Origin of the sequence: Myxococcus sp. CA056 (assembly GCF_013336715.1) — a bacterium.
GTDB lineage: Bacteria > Myxococcota > Myxococcia > Myxococcales > Myxococcaceae > Myxococcus > Myxococcus llanfairpwllgwyngyllgogerychwyrndrobwllllantysiliogogogochensis.
The window spans coordinates 275,541-287,866 of record NZ_JABUMT010000004.1; the positions used below are offsets into that span (position 1 = coordinate 275,541).

Below are 12,326 nucleotides of genomic sequence, written 5' to 3' on the forward strand. Positions count from 1 at the left end.
ACTTCATCGCGATTCACGCAACAGGCAGGTCTGGACCCACCCCGCGGAACTCCCCACCGATGTCAGTCTTTGCTGGCGGAGTGGGAGGCGATGGCGCGACGCGTGTGACAGTTCACGTCACTCCATGCCAGGACTTGAGGACCACCCGCCAGGTCTCATGGTGCGGCCGGAAATGCGACGGCCCACCCGCCGAGGCTTCACGCCTCCGGACCGGGTGGGCCGTCTTGCATCAGCTCGGTTCAGCTCAGCGGTAGGTGACGACGACGGACGCGTTGGCGTAGCCGCCCTTCGCGCCGTAGAGCAACACGTAGTACTTGCCACCCTCGACGTACTTGAGGTCGCAGCGCTCCGCGTTGGTTTCCTTCATGCTTCGGCAGTCGTAGTCGCTGTGGGTGGGGATGGCGCCGCGACGGACGTAGAGGTCGGCGTTGCCCGTACCGCCCTCGACGCGCACGGTGACGTTGCGATAGCCGCCCTCGGGGGCCTCGGGAATCTGGACGAAGAAGCCGTGGGTGTCATTGGTGGCGCCGGACAGGCCACCCACCACCACGTTGGGCTCGAGCGGGAAGAAGCCGCCCTGGTACGTCATCACCAGCGACGCATTGGCGTAGTCAGTGAAGCCGTTGACCATGAAGTAATACTTGCCGGGCGTCGGATTGGCGAAGATGCACGCCTCGTTGTTGGTGGAGAGGTAGGGCCGGCAATCGTAGGAGCCCGTCGTCGGGTAGTTGCCGACGCGGACATAGAGGTCCGCGTCGCCCGTTCCACCCGACTGGGTGAAGCGCAGGTTCGTCGCGCCCTCGGGCACCTCACCCCAGCCATACTCCTTGGTGGTGCGGGCTCCGGAGAGGACCACGGGGATGTTGCGCACCAGCTCGCGCGGATTCGGGGGCTCGAAGATGACGCCCACCTGCACGGCCTTCCACGCCGCGTTGACGGAGGCGATGGTCGCCGCGTCGTAGCCCAGCTGCGCGGCGGCCTGCTCCGTCCCGGCCTTCGCCGCGTCGAAGTTGGTGCCGGGGAGGAAGAAGTCCAGGTTCGCCTTGTAGAAGATGCGGGCGGCCTTCTCGATACCGATGCCCGCCACCGCCGGGCGCGTGGGGAAGCGCGGATGCGTGCCACCCTGCGCGAGGAGGTAGAACGCCAGGTTGGCGATGCCCGAGCTGTAGTGGACATCGACGCCGGAGGTGTAGTCGCCGTAGTCATCCAGCGAGTCCCCATCCTGCGTGGGGTTGTTCATGTAGCGAAGGGCATCCCCCTCGACGTCGGGCGTCCAGACGTCCTCGCCCACGAGGTACGTTCCGGCATTGATGGTCCGCGCCTCCGCGTGCCATTCACACACGGCGCCGAAGATGTCGGACATGGCCTCGTTCAGGCCGCCGGACTCGCCGGAGTAGATGAGGTCCGAGTCGAACTCCGTCACGGCGTGCGTCAGCTCGTGGGCCGTCACGTCCAGGCTGAGGGCCAGGTTGAGGGAGGTGGTGCCGTCACCGTCCCCAAACACCATCTGCGTCCCATTCCAGAACGCATTCACATAATTCACGCGGTGGTGAACGGTGGCGATGAGCGTGGCGCCCGCCCTGTCGTAGGAGTCGCGGCCGAACAGGTCGTTGTAGCAATTGTAGACGGCGCCCAGGTTGTCGTAGGCGGCGTTGACGATGGGGTCCGCGACGGGCGGGTCTCCTTCGTTGCGGCCCACGGTGCCGGGAAGGGTCGTGGTGTTGCCACCGTCGTAGACCCGGCGGACCAGCGCCGAGTGGATATTGGTGTAGCGCTCGAACAGGTCCCCCGAGCGCGCGTTGACGAGCAGGGTGTCGTCCACCGGGGTGCCGTCCTTCTGCTCACCCGTCATGCGCATGCGGTACGCCAGGAGGTACTGGCCGCTGTCGAGCCAGTAGACCAGCTCCGGCTTGCCCGCGATGACGGCCTTCGGCGGGGAGGCACGGTCCTTCTGGGCCGTCTCCACCGCCAGCTCCGCGGAGACATTGGCACCCACGGGCGCGCGAAGGTCGGTGCGCGCGTTTCCGTTGGCGGCGAACACCTGGCCGTTGCGCGCGTGCAGCCGCAGCTCCGCGCCCATGATCTCCACGCCGTTGAGGCGCACGCCATAGCGGAAGTGCGCGTCCCCGTCGAAGCCGACGTAGGCCCGCTTCAGGAAGAGCTGGTCGGGCTTCACCTTGAACAGAGGGGCGACGCGCGCGATGACGGGCGCCAGCGTCTCCGCCTGGACACCCCGGACGGCGGCGACACTGGTCGGCGCCGCGCCAAACAGACCACTGACGAAGGTGGGGGTGGAGTCCTTGTCGACGGCGAGGACCTGGTGCTCACCCGAGAGCGCCGCCGAGGCCTTCTCGGTCACCGCATCCTTCGCATCCTTGGATGTGTTGGCCTCCGTGCAAGCCCCCAATGTCAGGCTCAGCAGCGTGGCGCCTACAACTCCGCGACCTCTCTTCACGAGCATGCGATTCCCCCAAACGAATGATGAGGTCGTCATGGTGAAGCCAAAGGCATCTCAAGAACAAGTCGACAGCAGCAACTTCATTGCATTTCCCGCAATAAAAGCGAAGTGTGACATTTTCTGTCACGGTCTTCCAGGTGTTGAGAGTCTGGGTGATGCCCGTCGGTGAGGGTCTATCGACGCGGGTTCGTAGGGACCCCTGTGTTAATGTGCGAGGTATGACGACGGTTGGCAACAGCCTTCTTGCCCTGGCGGGCACCTGGCGGTGAGTTCCGTCCGGGAGATTCGCGCCGATTTCGACCGGGCGTCCATGGTGGTCTACCAGGCCTATCCGGACGCCATCGCGGACGTGGCGGTGAGACAGCAGAAGTTCGGCCCGCCGTTCTCCGTGGGTCGGATGACGTGGATCAAACCCAGCTTCCTGTGGCTGATGCACCGCTCGAATTGGGGCCGCAAGAGCGGCCAGGAGCGCACGCTCGCGGTGCGCATCCGACGCAGTGGGTGGGAGGCGGCGCTCGGTGAGGCGGTACTCACGGGGTATGAGCCCAAGGCCCATGGCACTCCGGAGGCCTGGCGACAGGCCTTCGAGTGCGCGTCAGTCCATGTTCAGTGGGACCCGGAGCGCACGGTGCGGGGGGCGGGGCTCCCTCACGACAGCATCCAGGTGGGCCTGGGGCGCGGCATCATCCAGCGCTTCGTGGAGGACTGGGTGGTTTCCATCACAGACCTGACGCCGCTGGTACAGAAGCTGCGCAAGCACCTGGACGAGGGGCGCGCGGACCAGGCCACGCGCCTGCTGCCCAGGGAGGCCGTCTATCCGGTGCCCGTGGAGCTGGTGCGCCGGCTGGGCATGTGACGCGGGGGGCACGACGCCTGGACTGGCTGGCGTCCTGCCCTCCCTCGACATGGGCTCCGCGCTACCGGCCGAGCGTGTCCTTCATCACCGTGAAGTAGTCAGCGGGATAGACAATCTCATAGCCATAGAAGCCATAGGATTGGGTGCTCGCGCCGACGGTCAGGTTCTGGAGTTCGTCGTAGCGACGCGTGGCGAGCGCGCCCCACGTGGCCTGGGTGTCGAACCATGCGGGGTTGCTGATGCGACCCGCGGCGAGCTCCTGCTTGTACAGGCGGTCCAGATAGGCCAGCGGATAGAGGATGTGGTGGTCGCCGCCGTCGTAGCCGCGCTGCGCTTCTGAGTACACGAAGAACTTGCGGGTGCTGTCGTAGCCATACTTGACGACGTAGTTCATGCCCTGGAGCAACATGTCCACCATCTGGGCGTGACTCACGCCGGAGGGCTTGCCCGCGGCGGAGAACAACACGTCTGCCTGATGAAACCTGATGAGGTTGCCCATGAAGGCCCCCGCCATCCAGGGGTTCGTCCCAGTGGCGTTGAACCCGGCGTTGTTGTCCATCTTGGTCATCGTCCAGTAGCCCGTTCCCTGGGTGGCATCATTCACGCCCAGGACGGTGTTGGTGACGGTGTTCGTGGCCGGGTTGTAGCCCACGTGATTGCTCGGGGTCCTGAACCACTCGACGATGTAGGCGGCCAGGTGGCCCGCCACGTCCTTGTGGTACGTCGCATCTCCCGTCACTCGCACGTACTCATTCATCACATAGAGGGGCCACCCATAGTCGCGCTCGGCCTCGCGGTACCGGTCCGCGAACTTGAACGGGCGCTTGAAGAAGTGCGGGGTGACGAACTTCCACCAGTTGGCGATCTCCGTGAGCACGTCGAGCGAGCGCTTGTCGCCCGTGAGCAGGTAGAGATTGCTCATGCCGCTGACGTGCGCATGGCCCCAGTGCAGGTTGCGGACCTGGTGGTCGATGTTTTCATGGTTGATGGCATGCACCTCGCCGGCGGGCTGCGGCGCGCCGCCCGTGGCCCAGTAGCCCGCGCGGGGCCCATGCGACACGTCGATGTCCATGAAGTGACGGGTGCTGATCTCCCCGAGCTGGAACCAGCGAGCGTCTCCGCTGCGCAGGTACTGCGTGAGGAAGTTGTTCGCGCCGACGTGGGTGTCATTGTAGAAGCTGGGCACGTAGACGCCATTGACCTCGAGCGCCCAGCCCGCGCGCAGCCGGTCGCCGTAGTCACGCCAGCCAAACATCGTGGCGTTGCCGTCGGACTGCTCGATGCTCCGCTCGTAGATGTCACGCATCAGCATGTTGTCGTAGCCCTTGTTGGTGCTGAGCTGGGGCGTGGGCGTCAGGTCGCCGAAGACACCTGACGTCGAGTACCAGGCCGGGGTGGCCGTCAGCTCCAGGCGGTGGCGCTGATAGCTGTCGTTGGCCGTGTGCAGCGCGCTGGTGGTGGGCAGGCCGGTGCTCGAGGCGAGCCGAAGCTGGTACGTCTTCGCGCCACCTGGGCGGGCGAAGTACATGCTCTGCGCCCGGATATAGCGAGTGCCGGACAGCGCGGGCTGCGTGGTCTCCGCGGTGCCGCCGCGTGCGGGGAAGAGGGAGGCGGTCAGGGTGTTGCCGTTGATGCTCAGCTCGCCCGGGAACTGCTGCCAGAAGTCCCGGACCATCAAGGCCAGGTGACGGCTGCCGGAATCCAGGGCGACCCAACCGGCGGCCTTGGCGCCCGTGCCCACGCCGCTGTAGTTGAACGTGTGGCCCAGGTCGACGCCGTTGTTGAAGGTGAACTCTCCCTTCTGGAGCAGGAAGTGCTCTCCGGAGACCTTCGCGGCATACGCGGCGCCGCTCTCACCGCCGAAGCGGTAGTCGGCCGCGCTGTCGGAGAGGTAGGTCCAGCGCAGGCCCAGCGCCTTGCCGGCGATGGCGAACGACGTGGGGTTGGTCTGGACGTTCGGCTCCAGGCGGTCGTCGATGACGGAGACCTCGATGTCGACCTTGTCGGAGCCCTGGAGGGCGTAGTAGCGGACCAGGTACTTGATGAGCTTCGCGCCGCTGCCGTTGGTGAGGGAGCCCTGGGCCTTGATGACCGCGCGCATCGGCCCGTTCTCTTCCACTGTCACGACCGCGTCGGTGGCCGCCCCAGCGGTGTACTCCAGGTTGTCGTAGGCGTTGACCATGAACAGGTCTCCGCCGTTGAGGAGCTGCTCGCCCGCTTCGAACGTGCCGTTGGTGTTGGTGTCGCGCCAGAGCTTGTTGATGACACCCTTGTTGTTGACGGCGAACTTCACCAGCCCCGTGTCGACGGTGAGCTCGGTGGTCGGCGTGCCGCTGATGGCCACGTTACGGGGCAGGGCGGCGCGCACGACGCCAGGGCCATAGGCGACGCGGTAGGAGCGAGCTTCGCCGAGGTCGGCGACGAGGTGGACGAGGGCTACCTTGATGGAGCCATCCGGCCAGCGCGAGATGGCGTCGAACTGGGCGGGAACTTCCTGGCTTCCGTCACCGGTCTCCAGCCGCAGCTCGGCGATGTTCGACAGGGCTCCCTTGGGGAGGGGGACGCCTGTGCGCACGGGCGTCTTGTCGGCGATGGGGCCGGAGGCAAGGCTCAAGGGAATGTATTGGGTGCCCGCGACAGTGACCGGGGTAAAGCTCCCCTGCACGGTGGTGTCGGCGTCGAGGGTGATGGCGCAAGTCTCGGTGCCCGTGCAGCCGCCGCCGCTCCACCCACCGAAGGCGTACCCCGTGTCAGGCGTGGCGGTCAGCGTGACGGCGGTGCCCTTGGTGAACGAGGCCAGACAGGTGCCGCCGCACGAAATGGCGGCGGGGCTGGAGGTGAGGGTGCCCGCGCCCAGGCGCGTGAGCGTCAACTGGACGGTCGTGTCGTCCCCCCCAGGAGGTCCTTCGGGAGGTGTAGGTGTGTCACTGGTGCAACCGAGGAGTAACGAGGCCGTGAGGGCCAGGGCCCGCCAGTTTTCTCTGTGGATGAGAGTTGTCATTGCGTCCAACAGAGCAAGCGTCAGACCAATGGCGCGACATGCGGGACTTCCCTGCGGGGATACATGTTGCCCCTCGCGAGGAGTCAGGCCCCTGTGGTGGACAGCACCCACTGATCTGTGGGGCCGTGCCCCCGGCAAGGCAGAGGGGCGGAGGCGCGGTTTCGCAGGGCGAACGGCATGACCCCCGGTGTGCCCTCGGCAATGTCGCCACGGAGTCACGGTCACCAACATGCGGCGTTCGAGGTCACGGGGCGGAATCCAGCGGGTTGTCCTCGTGTCCTCCTCGATGCCCGTTCACGGGTGCCTGTCCTCCGCGCCCAGCCAGGTGCTCCCCGCGCGTGGGGGCGATACGCTGGCGCTCATCCCAGTGAGGGGCACCGGGACTGGCATCTCAACAGGAGCAGGGGGACTGATATGGGAATCACGATGTCGCCGCAGGAATACGCCACGGCTTTTCGCCTGCTGGCCGCCACCGCGCGCCACCCCGAGAACATCGCGCGTGTCGTCGAGGAGCGGATGCTCCCAGGTCTTCCACTCCCGCGCACGCTGCTGGACGTGGGCGCCGGGTCGGGCAAGGTGGCCGAGCGGCTCGCGCCACACTTCGGCTCACTCACGCTGCTCGAACCCAATCGCGAGCAGATTTCAGGACTGAAGCTCGACAAGGCGAAGGTCCTCGTCGAGCCCCTGGAGCGCTATGCCTCCACCGAGCAGTACGAGCTCGTCCTGTGCTCACACGTCCTGTACCACGTGCCCCTCGCGGACTGGGGCGCCTTCATGGACAGACTGCTTTCGTTCGTCCGTCCCGGCGGCTACTGCCTGCTCATCATGGCCGCCGCCCGTGGGCCCACGTACGAGCTGTGCCGTGACTTCGCGGAGACGCTGAACTTTGGCGAGCTGATGCTGGACACCGTGCGGGGCAAACACCTGCCCCACGAGGTGCTCCCGACGATGAGCGGCTTCGTCGCGCAGACCTTCGAGGAGATGTACACGCTCTGCCGCTTCTTCGTGCTCGAGGGCTGCTTCACCGCGGAGCAGCTCGCGGCCATGAGCCCGGACCAGGCCCGCGAACTCGACCGGAAGCTCCGCCTGCATGCCGAGCGCTGCCGGGGCGCGGACGGCGTGTACCGCCTGGAGCAGGACGAGGACCTCGTCCTCATCCCCAAGTCCTGACGCATGCGCGACGCGCGGAGGCCGCCTGGCACGGCGTCCTCCTCGCGCGCGAGCGTGCTTCAGCCCAGGAGCCGCTCCCCCATGAGGAAGCCCACCGTCATGGCCACCACCAGCAGCGCGCCCTGGAGCTTCGGCGGAGCGGGCAGGGGAATGTCGAGCAGCCGGCACCCCGCGCCAATGATGAGCGCCAGGGCGAATCCCAACAGGGCCAGCATCATGAGCGCGTCCCCTGCGTCTCGCCGGTGGGACCGCCACAGTTGACGTGATTGCGCGCGGGACGGGACGCCAGCAGCTTGTCCGTCAAGGTGTAGCCGCTCGTCATCGCGACGACGAGCAGCGCCCCCACCAGCACCGGCGGCGCGGGCGCGGGCACGCCCAACCAGCGGCAACCAAAGCCAATACCCAGGCCCAGGAGCAGGCCCACACACAGTTTCCAGTTCACGAGTCGTTCTCCAAGGGGGTGAGACGGGGGCTCGTCGGCGCGGCGCCGACGAAGTGACGAACGGACGGCGGCTGGCTGTCCTGATGGAGCGCGCTCAGCGTGTCCTGCAGCGCCTTCTCCTCATGCGTGACGCGCTCGTGTTGACGCAGGTGTTCCATCCACGAGCCGACGACGAAGTACTCGAGGAAGCGCCCAGGCTCCGCCGTGTCCTCCATGACGTCCCACTGCACGGCACCGTCGCGGCGCCGCGTGCCGCCGAGCTGGTGGATGAGCGAAAGGAACGTCGCGCGGTCCCTGGGGGCGATGCGGTACTCCACGGTGATGAGCACCGGGCCCCGGTCCTGCTCGATGGCCTCGGTCAGCTCCGGCGAAGGCCAGTGCGAAGAGGGCGCGGTGTTGCGCGTCATGGCCGCGCTCAGCCGGAAGCGCAGCGAGAAGGCGCCCGCGAGCACCGCCGCCAGGGACGCCGCCGTCAGCGAGACGGGGACACCGAAGCGCTGGGCCACGGAGCCCCACAGGAGGCCCCCTCCGGCCATGCCCGCGGAGAAGACCACGATGTAGAGCGACAGCGCCCGGGCCCGAACCCACGTGGGAACGGAGACATGGGTGGCCGTCTGGAGCGAGGACAACACGCTGATCCACGCCAGGCCGTTGAACACCATGGCCACGCCCAGCACCTGGAGCACTCGCACGTGGGCCACGACGAGCATGGTGAGCGCGTAGAGCACCGTGGCGCCGAACACCAGCCGGTCGACCCCCAGTCGCGCACGGAGTCGAGGCAGCAGCACGGCGCCCGCGACGGCGCCCGCTCCGATACACGTCAGCAGCAACCCGTACGTGCCCGCTCCCGCGCCCAGTTCCTTGCGTACGACGATGGCGAGCTGCGCGGGCAGCGCGCTGGCGAAGACGTAGAAACAGGCCGACTTGAGCAGAACGGAGCGCAAGTCACCCGACTTCGACGCGTAGCGAAGCCCCGCGCGCAAGGCGATGCCAAAGGGCTCCGAGGGCAGCGTCGAGACAGTCTCCTCCCTCCGCCAGAGGAGCAGGGCCAGCAGCACGCCCAGGTAGGAGACCGCGTCCAGCGACAAGGCCCAGCCGACGCCGAAGCGCGCGACAATCAGCCCGCCCAGGGCTGGCCCCACCGAGCGCGCGATGTTCATCCCGATGGAGCTGAGCGCCACGGCGGGCGCCAGCAGGGGCCGTGGCACGAGCTCCGCGGTCGTCGCCGCCTGCGCCGGCATCGCCATGGCCGCGCCCGTCCCGAGCGCGAACGTCAGCCCCAGCAGCACCCACTCATTCATCCTGCCGGAGAGCGCGAACCAGGCGAGCGTCGTCGCCATGACCAGCATCCACACCTGCACGGCGATGAGGTAGCGCCGTCGGTCGACGATATCCGCCAGCGTGCCCGCGGCGAGCGCGAACACCACGACGGGCATCGTCGTCGCGGACTGCACCGCGGCGACCATCAACGGGGAGCCCGTCCGCTCGGACATGAACCACGCGGCGGCGACGTCATGGACCCACGTTCCGATGTGGCTGGCCAGGACGGCGAACCACATCGTCCGGAACGAGGAGTGGCGCAGCGGCGCCCACGGGCCGACCTCCGGCGCGGTCACCGCCGGGGCTGCCGCGACGTTCGCCTCAGAAGGCATAGCAGAGGCACCCGAGCGCTCCCCAGAACCCGGTGTCGTCGCTCGTGGGGACCTTGTGGCGCGAAGCGTGGGTCCTGCCATGGCCGTGCATGGCGCAGGAGTCTCCATGCGCGTGCGAGGCCCCCTGGAAGGCGGCCCGGGCCTGGGCGACGGTGCCGCCCTGGTAGCCGCCGAAGCGATTCACCGGAGACCAGTCCGGCATCGGCCGGGGCAGTTGGGGCGCGAGCGGACCGAAGTCGCCATCGCCATGCACCACCTTGCCGCCTACCACCGTGAGCACGCTGGTGATGTCCAGGATGGACGCCTCCGGCACCTGGAAGAAGTCCGACGACAACACGGTGAAGTCCGCGAAGTAGCCGGGCTTGAGCAGTCCCTTGTGCTCCTGTTCGTGGGAGAACCACGCGCTGCCGTGCGTCCACAAGCGCAGGGCCTCCTCGCGCTCCAGGACGTTGTCCTCGCCGTACATCGCCAGCCCGCCCAGCGTGCGGCCGGTGACGAGCCAATACATCGCCACCCAGGGGTTGTAGCTGGCCACGCGCGTGGCATCCGTGCCGGCACCCACGGGCACGCCCAGCTCCAGCATCTTGCGCACCGGGGGCGTGCGGCGGACGGCGTCACGGCCGTAGCGCTCCGCGAAGTACTCGCCCTGGTAGGCCATGCGGTGCTGGATGGCGATGCCACCGCTGAGCGCGCGCACGCGCTCGATGTTGCGCTCGGAGATGGTCTCCGCGTGGTCGATGAGCCAGTGCAGACCGTCCAGCGGCACGTCCCGGTTCACCTTCTCGTACACGTCCAGCACCCGGCTGATGCTCTCGTCGTACGTGGCGTGGATGCGGAACGGCCAGCGCTTCTGGGCCAGGAGGCGCACCACCGACTCCAGCTCGCCTTCCATGCCCGCGGGCAGCTCCGGCCGGGGCATGCGGAAGTCCTCGAAGTCCGCGGCGGAGAACACGAGCATCTCGCCCGCGCCGTTGTGGCGCATCATGTCGTCGCCCTGGCGGGGGGTGAGCATGCCCGTCCAGCGCTCGAAGTCCGCCACCTCCGCGCCCTTCTTCTGGGTGAAGAGGTTGTAGGCGATGCGCACCGTCAGCTCGCCGTCGGCGTGCAGCTTCTGGATGATGTCGTAGTCCTCCGGGTAGTTCTGGAAGCCGCCGCCCGCGTCGATGACGGACGTGACACCCAGCCGGTTCAGCTCGCGCATGAAGTGGCGCGTGGAGTTGAGCTGGTACTCCGGGGGCAGCCGGGGCCCCATGGCGAGCGTCGCGTACAGGATGAGCGCGTTGGGGCTGGCCAGCAGCAGGCCCGTGGGATTGCCGCGCGCGTCGCGCTCGATGCGTCCGCCCGGCGGGTCCGGCGTCTCCTTGCCGTAGCCCACCGCGCGCAGGGCGGCGCGATTGAGCAGCGCCCTGTCGTACAGGTGGAGGATGAAGACGGGCGTCTCCGGCGCGGCCTCGTTGAGCTCCTCCAGCGTGGGCAGGCGCTTCTCGACGAACTGGTGCTCGCTGAAGCCTCCCACCACGCGGACCCACTGCGGCGCCGGAGTGCGAGCCACCTGCTCGCGCAAGAGCGCCATCGCGTCCGCCAGCGAGCGCACGCCGTCCCAGCGCAGCTCCAGGTTGTAGTTGAGCCCTCCGCGAATCAGGTGGATGTGGCTGTCATTGAGGCCGGGAACCAGCCGCCGCCCGCCCGCGTCGATGACCCGCGTCCCCGGTGTGGCGAGCGCCATGAGCGTGGCCTCGTCTCCCACGGCCTCCACGAGGCCTCCGGAGATGGCCAGGGCCTGGGCCTCCGGATGGTCCCGGTCCAGGGTGGTGATGCGGGCGTTGCGGACAATCAGGTCGGCCATGGGGGCTCGTGCGCGGAGGAGGGGGCGGACAACGACACGACGACGGACGCGGCCCGGGGGGCTGGAGGCGCGTGTCCATCGCCGGGGTGTGACGGAAAGCGGGACGGCGTCAGTGCTGGCCGCCCTCGGAGGCGTTGAACATGGACTTGGCGTACTGGACGCCCAGGCCGTAGCCCCCGCCGTTGCTGGTGGCGATGCCCGTGGTCAACGCGTAGGTGGCGCCGCGCGCCCAGTCCCGCTGGAGCTCCAGCAGGTACTGGAGGCTGGTCATCGGCATGGCGCCGGCCTGAACCATGCGCTGCACCGCGCGCTCGTGGGCCTCCTCGGAGATGTCACCGCTGGCGTCGGTGATGACGTAGACCTTGAAGCCCTGGTCGATGGCGGACAGCACCGGCCCGACGATGCAGACGCCCGTCCACAGGCCGGCAATCACCAGCCGCTCCTTGTCGAAGCGGTTGACCTGCTCGGTGACCTGCGGGTCCTCCCAGGCGTTCATCGTGGTGCGGTCCACGACCCTGGCCTCGGGGAAGACCTCCTTGATTTCAGGGAACAGGGGCCCCGAGAAGCTCTTCTCCGCGACGGTGGTCAGGAGCGTGGGAACGCGAAAGCCCGCGGCTGCCTTGGCGATGAGCGCGGTGTTGTTGCGCAGCAGCGAGATGTCGATGGAACGCGTCGCGAAGGCCATCTGCGACTGATGGTCCACGAGGATGAGCGCGTGGTTGTCGGGGGTGAGCAGGTTCTTGCCGGGGGTGGGACTGGCGTTGGGCATGGGGCTCCTCGGGGGTGTTTGCACTTCATGGGGACGTGACTGCCGTCGACCTGGGTTTTACATAAAACACCCGGAAGTCCCGCGAGAGCATCCCCCGTTCGGGTGACGGCTCAGTCCCCGGTGGCGTTGAAG

General features: G+C 67.7%; 9 protein-coding genes. 2 read left to right on the top strand and 7 right to left on the bottom strand.

The features are described from left to right. Positions 1–244 precede the first annotated feature (244 nt). Entirely contained in the window at positions 245–2,461 is a 2,217-nt protein-coding gene (locus HUA76_RS19500) for a M4 family metallopeptidase (protein WP_174461750.1), read from the bottom strand. Between the two features lie 262 nt (positions 2,462–2,723). Here HUA76_RS19500 and HUA76_RS19505 point away from each other — a divergent pair, with 262 nt between their 5' ends. Beyond that, entirely contained in the window at positions 2,724–3,314 is a 591-nt protein-coding gene (locus HUA76_RS19505; protein WP_174461751.1) for a DUF4291 domain-containing protein, read from the top strand. Positions 3,315–3,375: 61 nt separating this feature from the next. Here HUA76_RS19505 and HUA76_RS19510 read toward each other — a convergent pair whose 3' ends face one another. After that, positions 3,376–6,186, bottom strand: coding sequence for a hypothetical protein (locus tag HUA76_RS19510; RefSeq protein ID WP_174461752.1), 2,811 nt, complete (start codon positions 6,184–6,186; stop codon positions 3,376–3,378). Between the two features lie 555 nt (positions 6,187–6,741). Here HUA76_RS19510 and HUA76_RS19515 point away from each other — a divergent pair. Further along, the gene (locus tag HUA76_RS19515; protein WP_254614346.1) at positions 6,742–7,485 is read left to right on the top strand and encodes a class I SAM-dependent methyltransferase; all 744 of its coding nucleotides are present in this window, start codon (positions 6,742–6,744) and stop codon (positions 7,483–7,485) included. 59 nt (positions 7,486–7,544) lie between these two features. Here HUA76_RS19515 and HUA76_RS19520 read toward each other — a convergent pair whose 3' ends face one another. From HUA76_RS19520 to HUA76_RS19540, 5 genes are all read right to left on the bottom strand, one after another. Continuing rightward, on the bottom strand, positions 7,545–7,703 hold the full coding sequence (locus HUA76_RS19520) for a XapX domain-containing protein (protein ID WP_141648147.1): 159 nt from the start codon (positions 7,701–7,703) through the stop codon (positions 7,545–7,547). Continuing rightward, entirely contained in the window at positions 7,700–7,927 is a 228-nt protein-coding gene (locus HUA76_RS19525) for a DUF1427 family protein (protein ID WP_141648148.1), read from the bottom strand. The genes HUA76_RS19520 and HUA76_RS19525 overlap by 4 nt, the downstream gene beginning before the upstream one ends. Then, a complete protein-coding gene (locus HUA76_RS19530) occupies positions 7,924–9,579 on the bottom strand; it encodes an MFS transporter (RefSeq protein WP_174461753.1) in 1,656 nt (551 codons plus the stop codon). The genes HUA76_RS19525 and HUA76_RS19530 overlap by 4 nt, the downstream gene beginning before the upstream one ends. Further along, positions 9,569–11,425: an amidohydrolase gene (locus HUA76_RS19535; RefSeq protein WP_174461754.1), complete on the bottom strand. Its 1,857-nt coding sequence runs from the start codon at positions 11,423–11,425 to the stop codon at positions 9,569–9,571. Before HUA76_RS19535 ends, HUA76_RS19530 begins: the two co-directional genes overlap by 11 nt. A 109-nt stretch (positions 11,426–11,534) precedes the next feature. After that, positions 11,535–12,194: a hydrolase gene (locus HUA76_RS19540; RefSeq protein WP_174461755.1), complete on the bottom strand. Its 660-nt coding sequence runs from the start codon at positions 12,192–12,194 to the stop codon at positions 11,535–11,537. Between the last annotated feature and the right edge of the window lie 132 nt (positions 12,195–12,326).

Coding starts and splice junctions, on each gene's coding strand:
- HUA76_RS19515 (WP_254614346.1), top strand. CDS start 6,742: ATGTCGCCGCAGGAATACGCCACGGCTTTTCGCCTGCTGGCCGCCACC.
- HUA76_RS19530 (WP_174461753.1), bottom strand. CDS start 9,579: ATGCCTTCTGAGGCGAACGTCGCGGCAGCCCCGGCGGTGACCGCGCCG.
- HUA76_RS19535 (WP_174461754.1), bottom strand. CDS start 11,425: ATGGCCGACCTGATTGTCCGCAACGCCCGCATCACCACCCTGGACCGG.
- HUA76_RS19520 (WP_141648147.1), bottom strand. CDS start 7,703: ATGATGCTGGCCCTGTTGGGATTCGCCCTGGCGCTCATCATTGGCGCG.
- HUA76_RS19500 (WP_174461750.1), bottom strand. CDS start 2,461: ATGCTCGTGAAGAGAGGTCGCGGAGTTGTAGGCGCCACGCTGCTGAGC.
- HUA76_RS19540 (WP_174461755.1), bottom strand. CDS start 12,194: ATGCCCAACGCCAGTCCCACCCCCGGCAAGAACCTGCTCACCCCCGAC.